This window comes from Bacillus sp. WMMC1349, from assembly GCF_013155385.1.
Classification (GTDB): domain Bacteria; phylum Bacillota; class Bacilli; order Bacillales; family Bacillaceae; genus Bacillus.
This window is the reverse complement of sequence record NZ_JABJUQ010000007.1, coordinates 704058-730075: the sequence shown is the minus strand read 5'-3', so window position 1 is coordinate 730075 and position 26018 is coordinate 704058. Positions and strand designations below refer to the sequence as shown.

At 38.9% G+C, this 26018-nt stretch carries 24 protein-coding genes; 7 read left to right on the top strand and 17 right to left on the bottom strand.

The genetic code is table 11. The features are described 5' to 3' along the window. Positions 1 to 118: 118 nt before the first annotated feature. Positions 119 to 499 (bottom strand): DnaJ family domain-containing protein, encoded by a 381-nt coding sequence (locus HOO54_RS06115; RefSeq protein WP_172293426.1) that lies wholly within the window; start codon positions 497 to 499, stop codon positions 119 to 121. A 188-nt stretch (positions 500 to 687) separates the two neighbouring features. Between HOO54_RS06115 and ltaS the strand changes: the two genes are divergently transcribed. The 6 genes from ltaS (at position 688) to HOO54_RS06085 (ending at position 5486) form a co-directional block, all read left to right on the top strand. Next, a complete protein-coding gene (gene ltaS / locus HOO54_RS06110; protein WP_172293424.1) occupies positions 688 to 2646 on the top strand; it encodes a lipoteichoic acid synthase in 1959 nt (652 codons plus the stop codon). Positions 2647 to 2763: 117 nt separating this feature from the next. After that, complete coding sequence (map, locus tag HOO54_RS06105; protein ID WP_172293422.1) at positions 2764 to 3513, top strand: type I methionyl aminopeptidase; 750 nt, start codon at positions 2764 to 2766, stop codon at positions 3511 to 3513. A gap of 153 nt (positions 3514 to 3666) precedes the next feature. Then, positions 3667 to 3798, top strand: a complete 132-nt coding sequence (locus tag HOO54_RS06100) for a YflJ family protein (protein WP_172293420.1) — start codon at positions 3667 to 3669, stop codon at positions 3796 to 3798. A 375-nt stretch (positions 3799 to 4173) separates the two neighbouring features. Next, the gene (locus HOO54_RS06095; RefSeq protein WP_172293418.1) at positions 4174 to 4443 is read left to right on the top strand and encodes an acylphosphatase; all 270 of its coding nucleotides are present in this window, start codon (positions 4174 to 4176) and stop codon (positions 4441 to 4443) included. 111 nt (positions 4444 to 4554) lie between these two features. Then, positions 4555 to 4839: an autorepressor SdpR family transcription factor gene (locus tag HOO54_RS06090; protein WP_172293416.1), complete on the top strand. Its 285-nt coding sequence runs from the start codon at positions 4555 to 4557 to the stop codon at positions 4837 to 4839. After that, on the top strand, positions 4836 to 5486 hold the full coding sequence (locus HOO54_RS06085) for an SdpI family protein (protein WP_172293414.1): 651 nt from the start codon (positions 4836 to 4838) through the stop codon (positions 5484 to 5486). Before HOO54_RS06090 ends, HOO54_RS06085 begins: the two co-directional genes overlap by 4 nt. A 405-nt stretch (positions 5487 to 5891) precedes the next feature. Here HOO54_RS06085 and HOO54_RS06080 read toward each other — a convergent pair whose 3' ends face one another. The 7 genes from HOO54_RS06080 to HOO54_RS06050 form a co-directional block, all read right to left on the bottom strand. Next, a complete protein-coding gene (locus HOO54_RS06080; RefSeq protein ID WP_172293412.1) occupies positions 5892 to 6950 on the bottom strand; it encodes a nitric oxide synthase oxygenase in 1059 nt (352 codons plus the stop codon). A gap of 436 nt (positions 6951 to 7386) precedes the next feature. Further along, positions 7387 to 8160: an MBL fold metallo-hydrolase gene (locus HOO54_RS06075; protein ID WP_172299389.1), complete on the bottom strand. Its 774-nt coding sequence runs from the start codon at positions 8158 to 8160 to the stop codon at positions 7387 to 7389. Between the two features lie 92 nt (positions 8161 to 8252). Continuing rightward, entirely contained in the window at positions 8253 to 8825 is a 573-nt protein-coding gene (locus tag HOO54_RS06070; protein ID WP_172299387.1) for a VanZ family protein, read from the bottom strand. A gap of 29 nt (positions 8826 to 8854) precedes the next feature. After that, positions 8855 to 11401 (bottom strand): ABC transporter permease, encoded by a 2547-nt coding sequence (locus tag HOO54_RS06065; RefSeq protein WP_172293410.1) that lies wholly within the window; start codon positions 11399 to 11401, stop codon positions 8855 to 8857. 12 nt (positions 11402 to 11413) lie between these two features. Beyond that, positions 11414 to 12085: an ABC transporter ATP-binding protein gene (locus HOO54_RS06060; RefSeq protein WP_172293408.1), complete on the bottom strand. Its 672-nt coding sequence runs from the start codon at positions 12083 to 12085 to the stop codon at positions 11414 to 11416. 18 nt (positions 12086 to 12103) lie between these two features. Beyond that, positions 12104 to 12526, bottom strand: a complete 423-nt coding sequence (locus tag HOO54_RS06055) for a hypothetical protein (RefSeq protein WP_172293406.1) — start codon at positions 12524 to 12526, stop codon at positions 12104 to 12106. 226 nt (positions 12527 to 12752) lie between these two features. Beyond that, entirely contained in the window at positions 12753 to 13883 is a 1131-nt protein-coding gene (locus tag HOO54_RS06050) for a DEAD/DEAH box helicase (RefSeq protein WP_172293404.1), read from the bottom strand. 136 nt (positions 13884 to 14019) lie between these two features. On the opposite strand from HOO54_RS06050, the gene HOO54_RS06045 reads away from it, so the two are divergent. Further along, the gene (locus tag HOO54_RS06045; RefSeq protein ID WP_172293402.1) at positions 14020 to 15576 is read left to right on the top strand and encodes an ABC-F family ATP-binding cassette domain-containing protein; all 1557 of its coding nucleotides are present in this window, start codon (positions 14020 to 14022) and stop codon (positions 15574 to 15576) included. A 194-nt stretch (positions 15577 to 15770) separates the two neighbouring features. On the opposite strand, the gene HOO54_RS06040 is transcribed toward HOO54_RS06045, so the two are convergent. The 9 genes from HOO54_RS06040 to HOO54_RS06000 form a co-directional block, all read right to left on the bottom strand. Next, on the bottom strand, positions 15771 to 16193 hold the full coding sequence (locus HOO54_RS06040) for a MerR family transcriptional regulator (protein ID WP_172293400.1): 423 nt from the start codon (positions 16191 to 16193) through the stop codon (positions 15771 to 15773). A 118-nt stretch (positions 16194 to 16311) separates the two neighbouring features. Next, complete coding sequence (locus HOO54_RS06035) at positions 16312 to 17508, bottom strand: cytochrome P450 (RefSeq protein WP_172293398.1); 1197 nt, start codon at positions 17506 to 17508, stop codon at positions 16312 to 16314. A gap of 1 nt (position 17509) precedes the next feature. After that, positions 17510 to 18508: a biotin synthase BioB gene (gene bioB, locus HOO54_RS06030; RefSeq protein WP_172293396.1), complete on the bottom strand. Its 999-nt coding sequence runs from the start codon at positions 18506 to 18508 to the stop codon at positions 17510 to 17512. Next, a complete protein-coding gene (gene bioD, locus HOO54_RS06025; protein WP_172293394.1) occupies positions 18505 to 19206 on the bottom strand; it encodes a dethiobiotin synthase in 702 nt (233 codons plus the stop codon). The genes bioB and bioD overlap by 4 nt, the downstream gene beginning before the upstream one ends. Further along, the gene (gene bioF / locus HOO54_RS06020) at positions 19203 to 20342 is read right to left on the bottom strand and encodes an 8-amino-7-oxononanoate synthase (RefSeq protein WP_172293392.1); all 1140 of its coding nucleotides are present in this window, start codon (positions 20340 to 20342) and stop codon (positions 19203 to 19205) included. Before bioF ends, bioD begins: the two co-directional genes overlap by 4 nt. Then, positions 20332 to 21669, bottom strand: a complete 1338-nt coding sequence (bioA, locus tag HOO54_RS06015) for an adenosylmethionine--8-amino-7-oxononanoate transaminase (RefSeq protein ID WP_172293390.1) — start codon at positions 21667 to 21669, stop codon at positions 20332 to 20334. Before bioA ends, bioF begins: the two co-directional genes overlap by 11 nt. Then, entirely contained in the window at positions 21659 to 22435 is a 777-nt protein-coding gene (gene bioW, locus HOO54_RS06010) for a 6-carboxyhexanoate--CoA ligase (RefSeq protein WP_172299385.1), read from the bottom strand. The genes bioA and bioW overlap by 11 nt, the downstream gene beginning before the upstream one ends. Before the next feature lie 136 nt (positions 22436 to 22571). Further along, positions 22572 to 24461: an ABC-F family ATP-binding cassette domain-containing protein gene (locus HOO54_RS06005; protein ID WP_172293388.1), complete on the bottom strand. Its 1890-nt coding sequence runs from the start codon at positions 24459 to 24461 to the stop codon at positions 22572 to 22574. 67 nt (positions 24462 to 24528) lie between these two features. Beyond that, complete coding sequence (locus HOO54_RS06000; RefSeq protein ID WP_172293385.1) at positions 24529 to 25953, bottom strand: SLC13 family permease; 1425 nt, start codon at positions 25951 to 25953, stop codon at positions 24529 to 24531. Positions 25954 to 26018 lie beyond the last annotated feature (65 nt).

Sequence of the window (26018 nt, the reverse complement as noted above, 5' to 3'; positions counted from 1 at the left end):
CCATAAGCAATACTTAAACCTCTAAATCATTTTTTGGACTTTTTGAATAATTATGACTATTATACCACTTATTTTACAGTGTTTCCAGCGAAAATCCTACAACTGCCAATTTTCCAGCTCACCGCTTGCGTCCCAACCGTTCATATACTCTTTCTTTATAAAATGCAGATGCCGGTTTTGAAAACATTCCTTTCTTACTTACAAGCTTATCAAGTCTTAGCTCATTTTCTGTTTTTCGCAGCAAAAGCTGTTCACGTTCATGTTCATCAGTGCACTGGGAAATTAAGTCTTCAATGGTCATTCGTTCTTTTTTTAATGCCTCTTCATCTCCAGCCAGCCCCGCATTCTTCATGACTCGATATGCCATCCGAAGCTGTTCTGGAATGTGAGCTGCTTCATCTTTTTTGAGTGGTTTGCCCATTCCAGGAAGTCCAGCAAATTCTCCCTCTTTGATTGCTCTTTTGATCTTATCCTCGGCGATTAAATTAAAGATATCCATGGTCTTATTCACCTTTTCTTTCATATGATATAATTAGTTTGACATCAATCATAATCAGCAGCTAACCAATTTTTTTACCAATTATAGTTTCTACTTTTCTAATTCATTATTTCATGGTATATTTTATACATTCGTTTTTCTTTCGTTCCGATGGTTTTATGCTGATCCGGAAAAAAGGAGTGTAACAATTGAAAAGATTTATTAAAGAAAAAGGTCTTGCCTTTTTTCTCATAGCCGCTGTACTATTATGGCTTAAAACTTATGCTGCTTATGTCATTGAATTTAATTTAGGAATAAACAACACAGTTCAACAGATTTTGCTTTTTGTGAATCCGATTAGCTCTAGCTTGTTCTTTCTTGGAATAGGATTGCTTTTCAAGAAAAAAATACAGCAGACAGCAATTATAGTGATTCATTTTTTAATGTCTTTTTTACTTTATGCAAATATCGTATACTACAGATTTTTTAGTGATTTTATCACACTTCCTACCATTATGCAGGCAAAAACAAACGGGGGACAGCTTGGTGACAGCGCTCTTTCATTAATTAATCCCCTCGACATTTTTTACTTTATCGATACAATCATTTTGATTGCACTTGCGATTTTTTATAACAGACCAGCAGAAACAACTACAAAACGTCCGTTTAAAATCGTAATGGGGGCAAGTATCCTCGTCTTTCTCGCGAATCTTGCGGTTGCGGAGATTGATCGTCCGGAATTGCTTACCCGTTCATTTGACCGCAACTATCTTGTGAAATATTTAGGAGCTTATAACTTCACAATTTATGATGCCGTTCAAAATATTAAAACAAACAGCCAGCGTGCTCTTGCAAGTTCCAGCGATGTAACGGAAGTTGAAAACTATATCAAAGCCAATCATGATAAACCAAATGCCAAATACTTCGGAAAAGCGAAGGGCAAGAACGTGATTTACATTTCACTTGAATCACTACAGACGTTCGCAATTGACTATAAACTAAATGGTAAAGAAGTCACACCATTCTTAAACTCACTGGCTCATGATAATCAAACATTTTATTTCGACAACTTTTTCCACCAAACTGGACAAGGTAAAACATCTGATGCCGAATTTATGATGGACAACTCGCTTTATCCTTTAGCACAAGGATCAGTGTTCATTAATAAAGCACAAAACACACTGCAGTCAGCACCAGCAATATTGAAATCCCAAGGCTATACCTCAGCCGCTTTCCACGGCAACTATAAAACATTCTGGAATCGCAATGAAATGTATAAAGCCATCGGATACGATAAGTTCTTCGATGCTACGTATTACGATATGAGCGAAGAAAAAACGAAAAACTACGGTCTAAAAGATAAGCCGTTTTTTGAGGAATCAATGCCGCTGTTAAAAAGTTTGAAACAGCCGTTCTATACGAAATTCATTACGCTCTCAAACCATTTTCCATTTGAAATGGATGAAGGCGATACAGACTTTCCAGCCGGTGAAACTGGCGACAGTGTTGTCGACCATTATTTCCAATCGGCTAACTATATGGATCAATCGCTTGAACAGTTTTTCAACGATCTGAAAAAAGCCGGTTTATATGACGATACGATTATTGTTATGTACGGTGATCACTATGGAATTTCAGAAAATCATAATGATGCAATGGCCAAAGTGATTGGCAAAGAGGTAACACCGCATGAAAATGCAAAATTACAACGTGTTCCTCTGTTCATCCACGTTCCTGGAGTGAACGGAGAAAAATCGCATAAATATGGCGGCGATGTCGATGTTATGCCTACTCTCCTCCATTTGATGGGTGTGAACACAAAAGACTACTTGATGAGCGGATCTGACCTTCTTTCTCCTGAACACCGTGAAGTTATTCCATTCCGAAATGGCGACTTCGTTTCACCGAAGTTCATGAAAGCGAATGGAAACTACTATGATATGAGAACAGGAACGCTTCTTGAGGAAAAAAGCGTTGATCCAAATGTAGAAGAATCAGTTAAGAAAGAACTAGAAATGTCAGATAAAATTGTCGATGGCGATTTGCTTCGCTTCTATAAACCGAAAGGATTTAAAGCGATCAATCCGAGCGACTATGACTACACAAATCATCATCCAAAAACGTCAGAATCACATACTACATCACCAAAGAATTCTGACTCTGAATAATAAAAGATAAAAGGAACAGCACCCGCTCTCCATTTGGAAATGCGGGTGCTGTTCCTTTTTTAGGATTAGATATGGTAAGCTTATTTTGGAATATAAAAAAGAAAGCGGGAATGCATCGTGATTGTAACAAATGATCAAGAGCTTGAGGGGCTCAAAACTATCGGCAGAATTGTTGCTTTGGCAAGGGAGGAAATGAAAAAACAAGCAACTCCAGGCATGAGTACAAAAGAGCTTGATTTGATAGGAAAACAGGTACTCGAATCTCATGGGGCTACATCAGCTCCAGAAAAAGAATATGACTTCCCTGGAACAACATGCATCAGTGTTAATGAAGAAGTAGCTCATGGAATCCCCAGCAATTCCTCAATATTACATGAAGGAGACCTCATTAACATTGATATTTCTGCCGAATTGGGTGGCTTTTATTCAGATACGGGTATTTCATTTATTGTTGGTCAAGGTGATGACACCTTGCACAAACTCTGTCAATCTGCAGAAAGCGCATTTCAAAAAGGGCTATTACAGGCACGCGCTGGAAAAAAACAAAATCAAATTGGTAGAGCTGTTTTCAATGAAGCAAAAGCAAACGGATTTACTGTTATTAAAAACTTAACCGGTCATGGCATCGGAAAAAGCCTTCATGAAGCACCAAATCATATTTTAAATTACTATGACCCATTTGATGATGCACTTTTTAAGAACGGAACTGTGATTGCCTTGGAACCGTTCATTTCAACAAAAGCCGAACATATTATAGAAGCTGGAGACGGATGGACGTTCAAAACACCTGATGGAAGCTTTGTCGCACAGATTGAACATACGATAGTCATTACAAAAGATAAACCAATTATTTTAACACAGCTGTAAACGGAAAGTCATCGGACTAAAATCATTCATATGACATAGCTGAAGAAGAGACTAAAGACTCAGTTTTAACAAATGTCTGATTTCCTCTTTTAACCCTATTCGATTGATGTTAGAATGCCCTTACAAATGAGTAATAGAAAGGGGTTTTCTGACATGCATTACGGAAGCAAAGGCTGGTATGTGGAAGAACTGAAAAAGCTTGGGATGACGAAGTATGAAGGAAGAAAGCTTCAAAGCTATAAAACACATTTTTTAGCTAACTTATTGAACAGTGTAAAAAAATAATGATTTCGCCGTGCCGATGACAGGCACGGCTTTTTTAGGCACTTACCAAGCTCTTCAACCAGCTGATAAGGTATCGATCTTACCAATGAAATAAGGTTGCAATACTCTTCTCGGAGATAAACGACACACTTCTGAAGCCAGACAGGGGTGTTTTGTGGATGAATAAAAATCGGGAAATTTGCTCGCTTTCCGCAGGAGTCTCGCCCTTCCCCCTGATTCATGTGAACAAGGACTCTTTAGTCAGCTCCTCCTCCGAAACCCGCCTTGTCTTCAATTCGGCATTCTTGTTTGTGCCGACGTTTTTCAACTCTTCATGTCTAGACCGTGCGATTAAAATGGGAAATATGATAGCATAGAGGAAAAGGGGTGTTCTCTATGCTTCAATATCGAATGATTGTTGATGGACGCGTCCAAGGTGTCGGCTTCCGCTATTTCGTGCAAATGGAAGCAGATAAACACAAATTAACAGGCTGGGTTCGAAATCATGATAACGGCACCGTTGAAATCTGTGCAGAAGGACCTGAAGAAAGCTTAAAATCTTTTCTAAAAACAGTGAAACAAGGCAACCCATTTTCAAATGTAACAAATATTCAAGTCGAGACAAAACAAGCAGAGGGATACCAAAAATTTAAGATCAGCTATTAAAGACCGCCGCCAACAATGGCGGTTTTTAACGCTCTTGACATATTATCTTTTTCAGGATAGTATTTAGTTAAATAACTAATTAACTAAATACTTAAGTTAAGGATGTTGACAATGAACCAGACATTTAAAGCATTAGCTGATCCAACAAGGAGAAAGATATTAAAACTCCTGAAAGACAAAGATTTGACCGCTGGTGAGATTTCAGCACATTTTCAAATGTCAAAGCCAAGTATCTCTCAACATTTGAAAATTTTAAAATTAGCTGAACTCATTCAAGATGAAAAAAAGGGACAATACATCATTTACTCACTGAATACAACAATGTTTCAAGAGATCATGGGCTGGGCATTGAGTTTTACTGAACAAAACAATCAAGATGCGGGGGAGCAAAAATGAAAAAGCATATCGTTTCACTATTAATTATTTTCATGAATATACTATTGTGGGGATTTTCATACCCTTATCTTTCTAACCATATTCCGATCCATTGGTCATTCTCAGGTGAGGTTGATCAATATGCGACAAAAGCAGAAGCGATGTTATTAATGTTGGGATTGCTTATATTTGTATATGCGGTGATGATTTTAACGCCTAAATTAGAACCACGCAAAAAAAATTTAGCACTCTTTTCAAAAACATATCACATTATCGTAAATGCCATGCTGCTGTTATTTTCTGTACTCAATTTGTTGCTCGTCCTGACTGGACTTGGATATCATGTTCCAATGAGAAGCTTTGTCCCAGTACTGGTAGGAGCGATTTTGATCGTCATTGGAAATTACCTCCCAAGAGTGCGTTCCAATTTCTTTGTCGGTATTAAAAATCCTTGGACATTAAGCAGTGATACAGTTTGGAAAAAAACCCACAGATTTGCTTCAAAGATGTTTACAATTGCAGGAATTCTCATTGCAATAAACGGTTTGTTCCCAATTGGTGAAAATGCAAATATAGCCATAGTGGCTTTAATTTTAATAACCGTTTTTGCTCCTTATGTTTATTCTTATGTTTTATATCGACAAGAAATGGGTTTTCATAAAAAGTAAACAAAGGCTGTCCAGTAAGTCCATTTTTGACTATTGGGCACCTTTTTCACGTTAATAAACACTGATATATTAGCAATCTTGAATGATTAATTTTATCAATTTTGCTCTAGATTATTTAGAAGTTGCCTATCAAGGAGCTGTCTAAAAAGTCCTTTTTCAACATAAATCAGGGGGAAGGGCGAGACTCCTGCGGAAAGCGAGCAAATTCCCCAATTTTTATTCATCCACACGACTTTCAGGACAGCCCCATTGCGGTTGAGGAAGTAAATATGCCTGATGCACTTCAAGTAAAAATGCAAAAATGGCTCAAAAAAAAAAAGGAATCAACACATTAAAACGGCTTTTGGCTTTCCAGCTGCAGAACAGTCCTCATCCCCACTTCTATTAGAAAACATTTTGATCATTCTATTTAAAAAAATTAGGTTTGAGAATCTTATTTTGATAATATTGATGAAAAATATGCGTTGCTGCCGGTGATAACGGAGGAATCAGCCAAGTCCAGCTGGCAGCTAACTCACGGCCCGCTTCCGCTTCTTGCTCTTCAAACCGCTTAAATTGACTTGCTGCTGTATGGTGATCAACAATACTAACACCTGCTTTTTTGTATGAATAAAGAACAGCCCTGTTTAATTCAACAAGAGCCCTGTCTTTCCATAATGAAGTGGTTTGTGTTGTATCAAGCCCCATGATTGCCGCCACTTTTTCGAGCATATTATATCGATCTGTATCTGCAAAATTACGCGCACCAATTTCTGTTGCCATATACCAGCCGTTAAAGGGAGCAGTTTGATATTGTATCCCCCCGATTTCTAGCTTCATATCAGCAATGATTGGCACAGCATACCATTTCAGCTCTAAACATTGAAAAGCAGCGATTTCAGGATGTGTAATGTGAACCTCTTGGACGATCGACCTTGGCAATTCATACAAAACAGGACCGTTACCATCAACTTGAAAAACAAGTGGAAGCAGATCAAAAGGCGTTTTTTCCCCTCTCCAACCAAGCGCCTCACACATCTTTGTCAACTCAATTGTAGCTGGGTCACCAATTACACCATTTTCTGTCTCATATCCAGCATATTTAATCAACTGTTGGTTCCAAATCTTCACCTTGTTAGGGGGGAAAATCGTAATAAATGGCTTAATTTTTCCGCCATTTGTCGCAACTTGAATATGGTAAAATAACGCCTCGCGCACATCTTCTTCTGTCAGAACATCCCGTTTGTCAATGACTGAAAGACAGTTCCAAAACAACCGGCCAATACAGCGGCTACTGTTTCTCCAAGCCATTCTCGCTCCATGCTCTAACTCTTCTTTCGTATGGGTGTAACTACCGGTTTCGATGATTTCGTTTTTAACATTCTGTAATCGCGCTTGCTTCTCCTCAGCAGATTTATTCAGTTCCCCGCAGTATGCTTCAATAAAGGTACTGGCTTCATTCCAAACTTTTTGCTGTTCATCCACCACAATCTCTCCTTCCGCTGTATCATTGTATCTATCTCAAGCTTATTTTAAAACCTAAAAATAACAATAAAAAGTTTCATTTTTAAGATTTAGATCTACAGATTCAGGTTTAACTCCGGCTGTTGACGGGTCGGTCTTCAGATTCCCTAAACTTTGTCTTACGCCTTTCAACTAGGGAGCTGTCTAAAAAATCCTTTTTCAACATAAATCAGGAGGAATTGCGAGACTCCTGCGGGAACAGCAAGCCCGGCAAGACCCCACAGGAGCAAGGAACGAGCTCTGAGGAGGCTCGCCAATCGCCCGCGGAAAGCGAACAAATTCCCAAATTTTTATTTATCCACACTACCTGATAAACCAATTTTGCACTTTTGACATTTTGGCACGAATCAATCACTCTGCAGATTAAAAAAACATTCAGCAGACTGAATGTTTTAGACTATGAAACAGGAAGCCGATTTGAAAGATCGAACAATTCCTGTGAAAAGTTGTCGCCTGTCATTGGGACACCATGGCCTGTTAATAAAGATGCGGGTTGTAACTCGGCAAGCTTTCTGATTGAATCTGCTGCTTCCATGAAATCCATGGTGAAATAGGCTGGTGGACCGTTGAGTTCTTGCTTTTGAATAGCCACTTCAAAGAGAGATTCTTGTTCAACTGTTGTCACAGCATCTCCTGCGATTAACGTTCTGTCTGACTGTCTAAACAGCGAGATATGGCCTGGTGTATGACCAGGTGTCCCTAACCATTTCCATCCATTAAGAAACGGAACAGATCCATCTTCAGGCAGAGGCTTAACATTGGCTGAAATATCGATTGAATGTCGTGGAAATAATGGTGAAAGTTTGGCAACAAGACCATCTTTTATTTGTGGTTTTGCTGGCGGATAATCGGCTTTCTTAGTTAAATAAGGTAACTCTTTCGGATGGGCGAATACAGGAACAGACGATATATCCAACAACTCTTTCAAAGCCCCGACATGGTCAAAGTGTCCATGTGTCAGAACAATCGCTTTCAGCTTGAAATCACCAAACTGTCTTTCTGCTTCTTCAAGTATGGAAGATGCAGACTTTGGCATTCCCGCATCGATTAACACCACTTCTCGTGAATCACGATTAAAAATAAAATAAACATTGACAATTTGAACCGTTAATCCGTAAACATCGTTTGCATACTCTTCCATAACCCCGCTTTTGACAGATGTTAAAGGCATCATCTTCATTTTTTTCACCGCCATTTTCAAATAGGTACGGTTAGTTTTGATCTATTGCCAAATCATTATGAGCTAAAACACAGTTTTAGTTTTTACCAGCGTGAAGACGTATGATAAGAACGTTTTTTTGGCAATAAACTTAGCACATAACGGCAAAGGCTAAAGCCAAACATACTGCCAATTGTATTTAAAATCAAATCATCAACATCAAAAGATCTTCCCTCAATAAAACCTAATGCGGAGAGTCCAAGCTGTAAGCTTTCAATGATCAAACTCATCAGAAAAGACAGTAGTAGCGCTTTTTTAAAAGTTATTTCTTTCCAGAGAATTCGAAGATAAACTCCTAATGGAAAAAGCAGCAAAACATTGAGTGCTGTAAGTTTAACAGCGTTCCAAAAAAAGAAATCAACTCCCCCTTGCTGATACATCTTGACCCAGTCACTCACAAAATAAAAAGGAATCAACTGCACAATGAATTGTGCAAATTCTTTCTGCCGAGGAAAATAAATGCCACCGATTGTGTAATGAAAAACACCACAAATAAAAATCAAAAAGCTCGCAAAAAAGACTTTTCTAATAAAGCTTGTCTGTTTTCGATGTTTAATCAAATCATATACAAAATAAAGCAAGACAAATACAAAACCGACCTTCCCTAAATTAATCATTGAAGCCACACCATTCACACCTTTTTGTATTATTCATCAATTTTTAACGAGTTAGAAATACTCATTCTTTTTATTTTATAGTATGGAACAAGAAGCGCAAGCACGGCAAAACTAGTAATACTTAAAACCGCATACCAATAGTACCTCAAATAATGAGAAACACCAGAAGCAGGAGGACTTATCAACATCATCATCCAAATGATCAGACCGCTGACGAGAAACGCGATGATTAAATAAACAAGTAATTCTATTAGCAAATCTTTCAAAATGGATGTGACACTCTTACCAACCGCTCGATATACTGCATATTCAGTCTGTCTTTGTATGGCTTTCGAATACATAACAGCTGCCAATGATAAAGCCGCATAAAGTGTTGTCGTCAAAAATAAGATCATTCCAAGAATTGAAAGAAAGTTCGTAATGACCTCATATTTTTTGGTGTGCTCTTCATCTGAATCGTACATGCTACCAGGAATAGAAGCCACAATTTGTTTCGCTTTTTTCGCAAGTGCTTTCTTATTCTCTTTAGACATATGAAGATCTGCATAAATTACCAATTGTTTATATCCAGAAAAAATGTGATGCTTGTGTGCAACCCGTTCAGAAATGGCAACTGTAATTCCGTCGCGTTCTATCGGAACTTGATTCATTTTGATTTGAAAGGGTACGTTGATGACCTTCCCAACCTTAAAATCCCAATGTTTAAATGTAAGCTCCTCATTTTTTTTGGTCTGCTCAACTCTGCCGATTTTTACATTATCTTGCGAGGAAATTCTATTTTTCAAAGCTGCTTTCGGAAGAAATAGGAATGCCGTGTTCGATTTTTTAAATTTCTCCACTGCATTTTTTTCAATGTGATAGCTACTTTTAAGATCACTAAGTTCCCGATCATTGACTAAAACAAACTGAACCTTTGGTATGGGGGTAAGGTTTTTAGGGATATTTAAATTGTCTACCATAATTTCCGAAATTTCGCCGTCTGTATTATCCTGTTTATTGTCATTGATCCAAGATACAAAATAAGGTGAAAGCTGTTGTTTCGTTAACAACAATGTAGTTTCAAGTGTATTCGGGTATTTGTCAACATACAGAACACCAGGAAAATGAAGGAGTTCATCTGCTGTTTGATAATGAAAGGAAACAGATTGATTCGTTTCAATCATAAATCCGTTTACTTGCTCTTGAATCGTCATTTGTTTTGAAGCAAGGGTATAATGAAGCGTTTTTTGATTATCATGTTGACCAAGTGTTTCACCAGCAATTAACTGTGTAAAAAAGAACATCAAAATTGAACTTGCCAAAACTGCCGTCAAAAGGACAGTTGATTTCCAATGAAACAACAATTGAATCATTAAAGATTTTAATTTGAATGGTAAATTGGCGATTTTCTGATATAGACGAGAACCTCTAGGTGTTAACTGATTTCCTTTCAGATGGTGGGCAATCGAATGTTGATTTATTTTTCTCATGATCATCCATCCTGTAAAACATAATGAGCAAAATAAAAGGCCCGTCCATATGATAACAATTGGAATTGATTCTGCCATCGAAGAAAAAACGTTTAGATCAGTCAATCTTTGAGAATGGAGTTGTCCCTTGAAAAGTATGCCGATTGGAAATGCTACTAAAAAGCTAATGAGTATGATGATAAGACTTTGATAAAAGATGAGCAGAAAGGAATGATATCTTCTTGCACCGTAAGCTCTTAATATTGCGATTTTTTTGCGATAATCACGATAAAACACTTCAAACAATTGATAGCAGCAAAGCATCGATCCTAATATTAAGACGATTGAAAACAGCAAGCAAAACATTGCGATTAATTCAGATCTCTTTAACCCTTCTTCAAAAAGGTTTTCATTTGCATATAACTGTTCAATATTTGATAAATGACTTGCAAAGTTTTCATATAAGCTATTCTCGATTTCTTCCACCTTGTGTTGTTTGACTGAAAAAATGAGGCTTTTTTGTATATTAGATTTCGCTTGAACACTTTTTGGGTTTACAAAAATATTTGGGTAGGTATTATAACCATTTTGAATATCAGCTGGAGCTGACCAATTGGCTGAATAATTTTCAATGATGCCGACTATTTTAAATGATTCTTCTATACCTTCAATCTTTAGTTTAACTGTTTTGCCAAGTGGATTTTCTCCATTGAAAGCTTGTTGTAAATATGACTCTATCGCTAATTCGTGTTGATCTTTAGGCATTCTTCCTTTTAAAAGACCGATATGTCCCAATTGAAGAGCAGCCTGATCCATCCAGCCTATCGTTGCTCCCAAATTTGAGTTATGAACCTGTTTTGTATATCCAACTAAAGAGATACTCCCAGCTTTCTTTATACTTGAATTGTTCTTCAGCTTGTTCAACTGTTTATCAGTTAAACCATTCATGACCCCATGATGTTCTCCGTATTTTTCATAGGACTTTTCTTTTGTGAATGTCACTATATCATTTGTTGCACTGTTTACCATAATCAAAAAGATCATCGAAATGGCAATGACAAGCAGTATGACAAAAAACAGCTTTTTTCTCTGAAATAATGATTGAAAGGCAAATTTCATCCAAAACATAAGACAACACCTTCATCTTGTTTTTAGTACACCATCTTCAATTAAAAACAGCTGATCTGGTTCTTCTACTAAATGTTCGTCATGTGTAACAACCACTAAAGTTCTATGTTTTTCTTTACATAACTTCACCAACAGATCAATGACATGTTGACTGTTTTTTGTATCTAAATTTCCAGTTGGTTCATCTGCAAAAATGATCTCCGGGTCGTTTGCCATTGCTCTGGCGATTGCTGTTCTTTGTTGCTGTCCACCAGATAGCTGATAAGGAAACGCAGTTAGTTTTTGTTCGATTCCTAAATGTTCTGCAAGTTCCCGAATATATGACATATTGAATTTTTTCTTATTCATCATCAGTGGCAATATGAGATTATCAAATACCGAAAGTTCAGGAATTAAGTGATAAGCTTGAAAGACAAAACCAAAATGATGACCCCTAATTTCAGCTTGGGCCGCATCATGGAGTTGATAAAAGCTTTGCTGCTGAAATAATAATTGACCTTTAGTAGGTTGTTCCATTCCTCCAAGCATACTCAATAAAGTAGACTTTCCTGAGCCGCTCTTTCCCATGATCACATTAATAGACCCATTCTCAATAGCAATTGAAGCAGGGTGCACCGCATAGAATAGCGAAGCACCCTCACCAAAAGACTTGGCTATTTGATTTGTTGATAGAATAACGCTCATATGATCTCTCCATTAACCTTATTGTATAACATTTCCTCCGCCTATTATATGGACATCAGGAATATCGGGGGCTGGGAGTTTTTTAACCACTTGCACTCTATAGTCCCCACTACTGACTCCACCTACATTTTTTGTGTATCTTCTTCCAGTTGTTAATATACCAGTGTTATGAGTCTCAAAAGACCATTTTTTCGCAATATAAACCGCATACTGCTGTTCGTTTGCTGATGGTTGACCAGTACGCACATTAAAGGAATCTGCTTTAGCTGTGATTGTCGTGTACTTGTTGTCTAAATTATAATTGTAACCTGTCCTTGTCGCGATTGCAGAGCCCAGATCAAAGGAGTAACCCTTGCTATATGCGAGACCAATCGTACTGAAGCTCAAAATAAGACCTAAAATCAAAGTAGAAACCATGATCGTCCTTTTTTTATTTTTCAATACGATCCCTTCCTTCTTTTGATTCAGATGAATTTATAAAATTTTACCATACTAGAATGGACTGCTTCAGCCACTGAAAAAAGCAACTAACAATCTCTTGATATCATCCCATAAAATTCTAACAACTCCTTTCATATTATACATTAACATAAAATACCACTTATTAATCGGATTAAATCAATCTAAATGATGACAAAAAAACTGCCCCTATTTAAGGAGCAGCCTTCTATTTCTCAATCATTTTTCCTCTTTCATAAACAATCGGTTGCAGATTGATATCTAATTTCTTAGCTAGTTTTGTTAATCTTTCTGCTTCACCACGGTTGACAAGGCTAATCACGATTCCTTCATTTCCAGCTCTCCCTGTTCGTCCAGAGCGGTGAATATAGCCTGCTTCATTTGGTAAATCAGCATGGATGACATATGGTAAATCTTGAATGTCGATGCCGCGTGCTGCAATATCTGTTGCCAATAAAAGCGGGAATTCTCCTGCTTCAAATGCTTGTAAGATCTTCGCTCGCTCCATTTTTTTGGCTTCGCTATGAAGGACACCGACATTAACATGATGATAGTTGAGTTTTTCAGCGTACACCGTTAAATTGCCAATATCTTTGACAAAGACGAGTGCATGCATGCCCTCTAGCCTGGCGAACTTTTGCAAAATTTTAATTTTATCACGCTGATCACAGACGAGAAATTGATGTTTTACTTTTGTTGATTCTTCATTCGTGCGTTTTATTCGCACAAGCTCTGCTTCATTTGTCAGATCATTAAGCTCTTGTTCGACTTCTTTCCTTAATGTAGCTGAAAAACAGAGGAGCTGCCGATCTCTGAGGGTTGATTTGATAATTCCTTGAATCGTACCGCGATGCTCTGGAGTCAGTAGGTGATCTGTCTCATCAAGAACAATCGTTTTGACTTCATGCATCTTCAGCTTTTTTATTTTGATCAGTTCAGATACACGCCCAGGTGTACCAACAATAATATGAGGGTGTTTTTTTAGCTTTTCTTGCTGTTTTTTGATGTTGGCTCCACCGATTAAAGAAGCTGCTCTAAGATCAGATCCTTTTTTCCATTCAACAATCACATCGAATATTTGCATGACAAGCTCTCTGGAGGGTGCAATGATTACGGCTTGAACATGTTTTTGATCCGGTTTGATCTTTTCCAATAAAGGTAAAACATAGGCAAGTGTTTTACCTGTTCCGGTCGGTGACTCAGCAATGATATCACACCCTTTTAAAATCGACTCGGCTGTGTGATGTTGAACAGAAGTCGGTTGCTGAAAACCTGCTGCTTCCCAATTTGTTTTAATAAATGGTTGGACTTTATTTAAAAATGGCCAATTGTCTGTCATGTTTTTCTCCTTTATTCTCAGGTTGTTTCTGCTCTTAGTATCTCAAAACAAAAGCTGCAGCGCAATTTTTCTTTTATTGTCCCCCAACTGTTCGATATAATCTTAGAGAATGCAAAAAACATTAGAGGTGCAAAACATGAGTTTATTATCGGTAACAAAGTTAAGTCACGGTTTTGGTGACCGGGCGATCTTTCATGATATTTCCTTTCGACTGCTAAAAGGAGAACATGTCGGTTTGATCGGAGCAAATGGTGAAGGAAAATCTACCTTCATGAATATTATTACAGGAAAACTAGAACCTGATGAAGGGAAAGTAGCATGGTCAAAAAAAGTCCGTATTGGCTATCTTGACCAGCATACAGTACTTGAACGTGGACGGTCGATCCGTGATGTGTTGAGGGATGCTTTTGATTATTTGTTTAAGATGGAAGAAGAAATGAACACGATTTACGGAAAAATGGGTGAGGTCGATGCAGATGAACTCGAAAAATTGCTTGAGGAAGTCGGGATCATTCAGGATGCTTTAACAAACAATGATTTTTATGCGATTGATGCAAAGGTTGAAGAAATTGCCCGTGGTCTGGGACTTCAAGAACTTGGTCTTGACAGAGATGTGACAGATTTAAGCGGCGGTCAGCGGACAAAAGTACTGCTTGCAAAATTGCTTCTTGAAAAACCTGACATCCTTCTGCTTGATGAGCCAACAAACTACTTGGATGAGCAGCATATCGAATGGCTGAAGCGCTATTTGCAAGAATATGAAAATGCGTTTATTCTGATTTCTCATGATATCCCGTTTCTTAACAGTGTGATCAATTTAATTTATCATGTTGAAAATCAGGAACTTACCCGTTATGTCGGTGATTATGATCAATTCCGCGAAGTCTATGAAGTGAAAAAACAACAGCTTGAAGCAGCTTATAAAAAACAACAGCAAGAGATTTCTGAGCTAAAAGATTTCGTGGCTCGTAATAAAGCCCGTGTCAGTACGCGCAATATGGCAATGTCCAGGCAAAAAAAGCTTGATAAGATGGAGAAGATCGAACTGCCGTCTGAAAAGCCAAAACCGGAGTTTCACTTTAAACAAGCAAGAACATCAGGCAAACTGATCTTTGAAACAAAAAACCTTGTCATCGGTTATGATGAACCACTATCCCGCCCATTAAACTTGAAAATGGAACGCGGCCAAAAAATTGCCTTATATGGTGCAAATGGAATTGGGAAAACAACTTTACTAAGGAGCCTGCTCGGTGAAATTTCTCCACTTTCAGGTGAAGTTGAGCGCGGTGAGTATCTTCATATCGGTTATTTTGAACAAGAAGTTAAACAAACCAATAACAATACTTGTATTGAAGAAGTCTGGAATGAGTTCCCGTCGTTTACACAATATGAAATTCGTGCAGCTCTAGCAAAATGTGGACTGACCACAAACCATATTGAAAGTAAAATTTCTGTATTAAGCGGAGGAGAAAAAGCAAAAGTCAGACTTTGTAAGCTTATCAATTCAGAAACAAATCTGCTCGTTCTCGATGAACCGACAAATCATCTTGATGTTGAGGCGAAAAACGAATTAAAGAGAGCCCTAAAAGAATATAAAGGCTCGATTTTGCTCATTTCTCATGAACCGGAGTTTTACATGGATATCGCAACCGAGACATGGAACTGTGAATCATGGACAACAAAAGTTTTATAGTTGAACAATAAGGCTGTCCTGAAAGTCCTAAAAATTGGGGAATTTGCTCGCTTTCCGCGGGCAATCCGCGAGCCTCCTCGGAGCTCGTTCCTTGCTCCTCTTGGATCTCGCCTGGCTCGCTGTTTCCGCAGGAGTCTCGCAATTCCCCCTGATTTATGTTGAAAAAGGACTTTTTAGACAGCTCCATTTGTTCTTCACTCAAGCGGTTTAAGCGCATTCTCGACTTTCATTTCCATGTCTTCAAGACGCTGCTTAAATGTATGAATGTTTTCCAGTTTTTTATTAATCATACACATTTGTTCTCTTAGCATATCTTGAATTTCCTCGAGTTTTGCTTTTCTTTCTCTCTTATCTAAAGATAATAAATATCCTTCTTTATTCATCTCAAGTTGTTTGCTTGTTTCGATAAATTGTTGCAGTTCTTGCAAAGAAAATCCTAGTACCTCTTTTGTCATAACCACTTTCTGAAGCTCTTCTAAATCGTCTTCAGAATATAGACGGACTCCGCCATCAGTACGCTTTGGTGCAGAAAGCAGACCGATTTCTTCATAAAAACGAATCGTTCTTTTTGTCAAACCGCTTCGTTTCGCCACTTGGTCAATTTTCATCCAGTTCATGGACTTACCTCCCATGTCTTTTTCTACATCTATTATATAATGAATGTTTACGTAAACGTTAACGAAAAATTTCTCGGGAAATGAAAAAAGGGCTCGGTTATATTCAACCAAGCCCTTCTCAAGTGATGGTGACAGGCAGTTTTACAAGTGATCTAAAGCCAAATAGCTTACGGTAGGAAATATCTGTTTGCACAAGCCGCATTTCAGGAAAACGTTCTACTAATGTCAAAAGAGCAACTTGTGCTTCAATACGTGCCAATGTTGAACCTAAACAAAAGTGAGAACCATAACCAAAAGCTAAATGTGGATTCGGTTTTCTCGTCATGTCGAAAAGATGAGGTTTTGTAAATGTTTTCGGATCACGATTGACTGCTCCTAAAAGAATGTAGACCTGTTCCCCTTTTTTCATGGTGTTGCCGTTCAACTGATATTCTTCAGAAACGATTCGAGCTGTTAGCTGTGTGGGACTCTCAAAACGCAAACATTCTTCAACAGCTGATTCAATCAGGGCTGGATTTTTTCTTAAAGCAATCAGCTGACTGGGATGGTTCATCAAACAATATAATCCATTACTGATTAAATTTACTGTCGTTTCATGTCCGGCAATGATCAGCAAAATACATGTTGCCAATAATTCCTCTTCTGTTAAAGAATCTCCATGAACGAATGTACTGATGAGGTCATCTTTTGGTTCTTTTTTTCGTTTCTCAATCAGGGATCTGAAATATGTCGTCAACTTTATGACAGTAGCACCGCCATTGATTAACGTTTTTCTTGAGCGGGTGAAATCGATCGTTTCAATTAAGCTTGCCGTCCATTCTCTAAACTGATATCTATCCTCTTTTGGGACACCTAATATGTTTGCGATCACAAGAGTTGCTAAAGGAAAGGAAAATTCTGAGACAATATCGACTTGTTTTTTCGTTTCCAGTTGATTGAGCAACTCATCTGCGATTGCACGAATAGTCGGACGAAGAGATTCAACCTGTTTTAATGTGAATGCTTGACTTACTAACGTTCTGATACGGCGATGATCAGTCTGATTTTGAAATAATAGCATATGATGTTGTATATTTTTAAGGACTTCGTATTTTGTCGATGTGATTGGAAGAGGAATGCGATTTTGAAATTTGCTGTCACTTAAAATGATTGTCGCTTCTTCATGCCCGGTCACATACCAACCGGATTGTTTTAAGATTGTTCCCTTCCAAACTGGTGCAATCGCTCGCAATTTTTCGTAAAAAGAATATGGGTTTTGCCAAAAATTTGCGTGGGTGTGCATGCTTGGTTTGATCAACTCTAAATCTGGCGTCATCTCATACCTCCTGACTTTCCATTTCCTTTGCTGTTTCAATTTCAAAACCTAAATCAGTCAGCATTTTATGGTCATCTGTTTCCTTCTGACCAGCTGTCGTTAAGTAATCTCCGACAAAAATAGAATTAGCTGCATATAATCCTAATGGTTGAAGTGAACGAAGGTTGACTTCCCGACCGCCTGAAATACGAATTTCTTTTGTTGGGTTTATAAAACGGAACAATGCCAATACTTTCAAACAATACAATGGATTTAATTCATGGACTCCTTCCAATGGAGTGCCTGGAATAGCGTGTAAAAAATTAACCGGAATTGAGTCAGCATCAAGTGCTTTTAAACTTTTTGCCATATCAATGACATCCTGTTTTGTCTCTTTCATACCAATGATGACACCAGAACACGGAGACATTCCAGAGTTTTTCACTGTCTCCACTGTATGGACTCGGTCATCATATGAATGGGAAGTTGTAATGTTTGCATGATTGCTTTTTGATGTATTGAGGTTGTGATTATAGCGGTCAACTCCTGCAGCTTTTAATCGTTTAGCTTGCTCCGGTTTGAGAATGCCGAGACATGCACAGATTTTCAATCCATACGTATTTTTAATATCTTGGACAGCTTCAACAACTTGATCAACTTCCCGGTTTGATGGACCTCTTCCACTAGCTACGATACAATATGTTCCGATCTGTAAATCATGAGCTTGCTTTGCTCCTTGCAGTAATGTCTGTTTATCTACCATACGGTAAGCATCAATCGGTGCTTTGGAGATGGAAGATTGAGAACAGTAACCGCAATTTTCCGGACACAGCCCTGATTTTGCATTCATGATCATATTCAGTTTGACTTTTTTTCCGTAATACCGTTTTCTAATTTGAAAAGCGGCATGCATCAGCATCAGAATGTCTTCATCTGGACTTTCCAAGATAGACAATGCCTGTTTGTTTGTTATTTCCGCTCCTTCCAACACTCGGTTTGCAAGTTCGATCCACTGATTCATTTTCCTGCCCCCATTTGCTTGATTAGTTGAGAAACATCGATATGGTTTTTGACCATTTGTTGAACTGTTTTTTCTGTTAAAATTTTCAGTTTTGGCGTTATCCCGACAATTGGCACATCACATAATTTTTCAATCATATTTGGATTGGTTTTTTCATCAAGATTTGGTCTGTCACTTCTGCCGTTTATGACAATGCCGGCAATCTGAAGACCGAGTTGTTTTGCATATTGAACCGTTAAAAAAGTATGGTTAATCGTTCCAAGATCAGGTCTGGCAACAATCAAAACAGGTAATTGCAAAGCTTTGATTAGATGAGCAACTAAGTAATGTTCACCTAATGGGACTGCAATACCTCCAGCCCCTTCGACAATGAAAAAATCATGCTGTTGTTTTATTTTGTTCCAATGATTGATCACTTCATTGATGCTAACCATTTTTCCTTCTTGCTTTGCAGCAACATATGGTGCAAGCGGTTCTTTATATTCAAAAGGAGTAATTTCTTCATCGGTCAAACATGTGTGTGACATTTGTTTTAATAGAGCTGTATCACTTTGCGAATTGTTGCGTGATATTCCGCTTAAAAATGGTTTAAACACTCCAACATCAATGTTTTTCTCTTTTAATAATGCAGCAATGCCGCACGATATGATCGTTTTTCCAACTCCCGTATCAGTCCCTGTAATAAAAATCCCTTTCATTTGTTCAAATTCAACTCTTTTCCGATAAAATCAAATGCTGCTAGCAAAGCCGTTATTTCTGTTAAACTGTGGTCAGCAGTGACTGTCAACCGAATTCGGCTTTCTCCTTTGGGAACTGTTGGGGGACGAATGGCTGGCGCATAAATGCCAGTTTCCTGAAGGCGTTTTGCAAACAAAACGGTTTTTTGAGGATCACCAATGATCACCGGAATAATTGGTGTAAGATCTCCCTTCACTGCATACCCCAGTCTCTTTAAACCACTTTTCATGGTCGTAATGATAGAGTGCAAATGTTGACGTTTTTCTTGGCTGTTTTTGATGAGCTCCAAAGCGGTAAAAGCTGCTGCACAGCTTGCTGGTGGGATTGCAGTTTGAAAGATAAACGTTCTCGCATAGTTTCGCAAAAAATCAATTAACGTTTTCGAACCTGCAACAAAACCACCTTCTGCACCAATCGCTTTACTTAAAGTACCGATCACAATATCTGGACATACGCCAAAATACTCACTTGTCCCCCGGCCGTTTTTTCCTAAAACCCCTGTTGCATGGGCGTCATCAACAATTACAATTGCCTGAAACCGTTTCGCAAGCGGCATGATTTTGTCAAGCGGTGCAATCGTTCCATCCATGCTGAATACACCGTCTGTTACAATAAACCGCCGTTTAAAACCCTTTATTGTCGTTAGTTTTTCTTCAAGATCATCAACATCAATATGCTGATAAATGACTGTCTCAGCTTTTGACAAGCGGCAGCCATCAATGATACTAGCATGGTTGTATTGGTCACTGAAAATGATATCGCCTTTTTCGGGTAATGATTGAAGCACACCCATGTTGGCTAAATAACCGCTTGAGAATAGGAGAGCCGCTTCTGTCTCCTTAAAATTGGCAAGTTTCTGTTCGAGTTTCTCATGCCATTCCGTATTGCCTGTTGTTAATCGTGACCCACTGCTTCCCGTGCCACCATCATGTAATGCCGTTTCTGCAGCCAAAATGACTTGTTTATGATGGGTCAAATTCATATAATCATTGGAAGCCCACACTTGATTATTGTGTTCTGTCGCTGGTAATGTCCGATACAGACCAGCTGTTTTCGTTCTTTCTAACCTTTTGCTTAACCATTCATCAACACTCACGGCTTGTAACCTCATCAATCGCTTCTTTCATGATTGACACCATCGCTCCCAGCTCATTTGTTGTACTGCAAAGTGGCGGTAAAAATGCAACAACATCACCGAGCGGCCTTGTCAGCATGCCAAGTTCTCTCATTTTTAAAGACACTTGGTAGCCAACTCGTTGTTCTGACGGGTATGCTAATTTTGTTTCCTTTGACTGAACAAGCTCGATCCCGCACATAAAACCGAGTTGACGGATATCGCCCACATGTGAGAGTGATGTTAACTCATGAAGTTGTTCATGAAGAACTTTTGATTTGGCGGCAACCTGTTCAACGATGTTTTCTGATTGAAATAAACGTAAATTCTCAATTGCAACAGCACAGCCAAGCTGGTTTCCCGTGTATGAATGGCCATGGAAAAATGTTTTTAGTGTTTGATAGTCATCATAAAATGCTTGATAGATATCCTCTGTCGTTAATGTAATCGCAATTGGCAAATAGCCGCCGGTAAGACCTTTTCCTGCTGCCATTACATCAGGTTGAACATTTTCATGCTCACAAGCAAACATTTTCCCGGTTCTGCCAAATCCAGTTGCCACTTCATCAACAATCATGAGCACATCATATTGTGTGCAAAGCTGGCGGACACCTGCTAAAAACCCTTCAGGCATCGTGATCATGCCTGATGCTCCTTGAACCATAGATTCAATTGATAATGCAGCAATCTCACTGTGGTGCTTGATTAACAGTTGTTCGAGTTCTGCAAGACATTCATCACGACATTTGTCAGCGTCACCACTTTCAGAGCGATATACATAAGGAACCCTCGCTTTGAAACTTTCAAACATAAGCGGACCATATACATGGTGGTACAGCTCAATTGAACCAACACTGACCGCTCCGATCGTATCGCCATGATAGCCGTTTTGCATCGCGATAAACTTTTCTTTCTCTGGTTTCCCTTTGTTTTTCCAATATTGGAATGCCATTTTTAGAGCAATTTCCATTGCCTCTGCCCCACTGTCTGAATAAAAAACCCTTGTCAACTGCTGAGGGCTGATATCGACTAAAGTTTCGGCTAATTCTGTAGCTGGGACGTTTGTCATTCCTAACAATGTTGAATGCGCAATTTTACCAAGTTGTTTTTGAATCGCCTCATCTAATTCCTTTTTCCGATGTCCATGGACATTAAGCCATACTGATGAAAAACCGTCATAATACTCCTTGCCATTGATATCTTTTAGCTTAATTCCGTTTCCACTCTCAATCATTAATGGATCTTTATCATAGTCTTTCATTTGTGTAAATGGCAGCCAAAGATGTTTTTTACTTTTTTCAATTAGCATCTTGATCCCCCCAGTGAATCATAACAGGCTGTTTTTCCAAATCATTGATGCAGTTTTCTAAATCTCTCGATGAATCAACAAAAAAGATTCGACAGCCGTTTTCATCTCCATACTCTTTCAATCTTGTGACCCGTTGATAGCCGAGTTTTTTGCCTGCGACATAGCCGGTTATGTAATCGGGATCATCTGAAAAACAAAATTCAGCAATGACAGCAGGATGATCACATACTTTTGTTGCAAGAGCTAGCGCCTCTTTTATTCGAGATTTTAGCGGAATGTCGTGGTTTGTAGCCCACGTCTGAAAATTAGTGTCAGACCAATCGATTCGGGAGACACGCACACCTTGTTCCTTTCTTCCGTCAATTCGTTTGCCTGAGTGAATATCAATTAAAACAGCACCTCTTACTTCTGAATATTCAGGCATTTGTTGATGTACTGTTTCAATCGCCGCGCTTGGAACACCAGCATATTTAAGAAGTTCAACAGCCAATTTCTTTCCTGTTTCTACTGAATTCACTTGATTTGTGTTTACTTGTAAAGGATGAAGTAATTTGATCGGTTGATTTACGGCTTCAAATTGAATTTGCATATAATCCGGTTGTCCTCTTGAATGTGCAAGGCTTTTATTTAGCAAAGCATTGATGGCCTGTTTTAAACCGCTGTACGTTGTAAGCCGCTCTCCGCCGGATATATGTTTTCCACCTTCTTCATGAGATCCATTTTGGGAAGCTCTCATTCTGACGCTGTAATATTTTTCTCCCTTAATACTCTTACCCTCCATTTGTTAACTTATTTATTTTTTAGGTTAACATTACAAATAGAATATTAGTATTCTTTCATGAATATGTCAATTAAAATAAAAAAGACAAAAGAGACTAAGAAATTCTCTTTTGCCTAGATATCTACGACTGTTCAAGCTCTTCAATCATCAGCGATAGCTCTGTCCAGCGTTCCATCGCTTCTTCAAGCTTTTCGGCTGTTTGATTTTGTTCTTCCATTAGTGTCTGGATTTTAGCAAAATCACTGCCCGCTTTTGCAATTTCCTCTTCAAGCTGTTTATGTTTTTCTTCGAGTTCTGCAATTTTGTCTTCAATACCTTCCCATTCCAACTGATCTTTATATGAAAGTTTCTTTCGTTTCTTTTTTTTAATAGGTTCGGCTTCGACCGATCCTTGAGATGGTTTCTGGCGATTGATTTCCTTTTGTTTCTCCATGTATTCGCTGTAAGAACCTTGAAAGCGTGAAATGATTCCGTTTCCTTCAAACACCAGCAAACGGTCAATGACACGATCAAGGAAATAACGATCATGGGACACGGTGATGACAACACCTGGAAACTGCTCCAAATAGTCTTCTAAAATACTAAGTGTTTCAGTATCAAGATCATTTGTCGGCTCATCAAGAAACAAAACATTTGGTTCTTCCATTAACACTTTGAGGAGATAGAGCCGTCTTTTCTCACCACCGGATAGCTTCCTGACATAGGTGCGCTGCATCTTGCGCGGAAACAGAAACCGTTCCAGCATTTGTTCAGCGGTGATTACTTGTCCATCAACAGTCTTGACAATTTCCGCTGTTTCTTTTATATATTCAATCAGTTGCACGGTTTCATCCATTTCACTGTGATCCTGTGTATAATAACCGATTCTAACGGTCTGTCCAATGGTGATTTGACCTGCTTCAGGTTCAAGGCGTCCAGCCAGTGCATGTAACAGGGTCGTTTTTCCAATACCATTTGCCCCAATCATCCCAATTCGATCTCCCGGAACAATCAGTTCATGAAACGAACGGACAAGTTGGTTTCCGCCGCGGCTGATCGTAACACCTTCTGCCTCAATTACTTGCTTACCAAGACGGTGTGAGCCAATTGCAAAATCGAGAGATGAATTCATCTCAAGTCCATCCTGCTCTTTCAACTCTTCGACTCGCTGAATTCTTGCCTTTTGTTTTGTAGATCGGGCTCTGGCTCCTCTTCTCAGCCAAGCAAGTTCTCTTCTCAATAAGTTCTGCCGCTTTGTTTCATTTTGCTCAGCAAGTGCTTCCCTTTCAGCCCGTTTTTCTAAAAATACTTCATAATTCCCTTTATACGTATAAAGGTGTCCGCGATTTAGTTCATAGATCCGGTTTGTCACCCGATTGAGAAAATAACGGTCATGTGTGACAAGAACGACTGAACCCGGATATCCGCTTAAATAGCTTTCAAGCCATTCAATTGTTTCATTATCAAGGTGGTTTGTCGGCTCATCTAATATGAGAAGATCTGCGGGCTGGATCAAAGTTTTGGCAATTGCGACCCGCTTTTTTTGACCTCCAGAAAGAGCTCTCACTTCTTTTGTCAGATCAGTGACACCAAGCTTTGTTAAAATCGTTTTTGCTGCTGTGTTGGCATCCCATGCACCATGTTGGTCCATTTTACCTTGAGCCGCAAGAAGATTCTCCTGTTTTTGTGGATCTTCAGGAGACATATTGAGCTCCTGCAAGGCTTGTTCATACATCCGCATGGTTCGCATCATCACAGAATCACCGGAATAAACATGCTCCAGCACCGTTTCAGAGCCTTCCATCTTCGGCTCTTGTGGCAAATACTCAATTTGCAGACTGCCTGATTTCGTGATCTCGCCTTTTTCCATTGACTCAAAACCAGCAATCACTTTTAATAAACTACTTTTTCCCGTTCCATTTGGTCCAATCAAGCCGATTCGCTCGTTTTCTTCAATATGAAACGAAATATTATCAAATAATGTTTTTTCTCCGTATGTTTTATATAAACCTTCTGCTTTAAAAATACTCATGTATTCTACCAATCCTAACATCATGTCATAATTATATTTTAATGCAGTTTAGAAAAGAAAACTAGTATCACTGTAAAACAGCAGGGAGCCAAAGATAAACACTAGTCACAATCATGAAAATTCCCGTGATATTCAGCCAAAAACCTGCCCTGATCATATCCTTCATCTCTAGTAATTGAGCGCTGAAAACGGCGGCGTTTGGTGGAGTAGATATGGGTAGCATAAATGCGCAAGATGAAGCAAGTGCAGCTGCCGCCATCAGTCCAGATGGTTCTACGTGAAGTGCCGTCCCCAAGCCGACAGACATCGGGATCACCATATTGGCGACAGCTGTATTGGACATGATTTCTGTCATAAATAAAATCGCCGCTGTTAAGAAAATCAAAACAAACAGATATCGATGACCTTCTAATAGCTGAAGCTTACCGGCTATCCAACCCGTTAAGTTGGTTTCTGCAAATCCGGATGCAAGCGACAGTCCTCCACCGAACAACAGCAGCAAACCCCATGGCAACCTCTCAAGATCTTTCCAGTTTAAAATTCTTTCATCTTTTGTACTAGGAGTGATGAACAGCAAAACAGCTCCTAAAATAGCGATTGATGAATCTGATATGTGAAAGGGAAGCAAAAATTTGAACATCCATAAACAGGCGGTCAACAAAAAAACGCTGAATACCCATTTCTCCTCGTTTGTCGCGGTGCCAAGCTCTTTAAGATCGCGGTTGATAAACCCAGACTTTTTCTCTGCAAAGTCGCTGACTTTAAATTTAATCTTTGTTAAATAAATATAGAGAATCAATAAAAAAACAACGGCAACCGGAAAACCGAATAAAAACCATTCAAAAAACAAGATTTCGTGATGAAGTAGCTTTCGGGACATTGCCGCAAACACTGCGTTCGGTACAGATCCCACCAAAGTGGCGAGACCGCCGATTGAGGCAGCATAAGCGACAGCCAACAAAATACTTTTGCTGAATTTCTGCAAGGAATCCCCTGTTAAAACGCGTTTTTCCTCGACTTCTTTAATCACCGCAAGTGCAACGGGAAGCATCATCAAAGCGGTAGCAGCATTGGAAATCCACATTGATAAACATGCTGTCGACAGCATGACCCCAAGCACAATCCGTTGGCTTTCCGTGCCAATCAGTTTTAAAATATGCAACGGGATCCGTTTATGAAGGTCCCATTTTTCAATCGCTATCGCAATGATAAAGCCCCCCATATACATAAACACAATCGGATCGCCATATGCCTTAGCTGTCATCTCCATATCTAAACCGCCAAATGTCGGCAACAAGATAATCGGAAGTAGAGATGCAGCCGGAATTGGCACAGCTTCGGTGATCCACCAAACAGCTGTCCAAGCCGTTACAGCAAGAACGATCCGAGGAGCGTCTGCTAACTCCGTCTCTGGAATCAAAACGAAGATCAGCAAAAAACTGATGGGTCCTAATGATAAGCCGGTCAATTTTGTTGGTGTATAAACATTCATATACCCACCCCCTTCGAAAGTATTTTCATCACTTTCGATTTGTCTGGGGAAAATTCCTTGTTGAT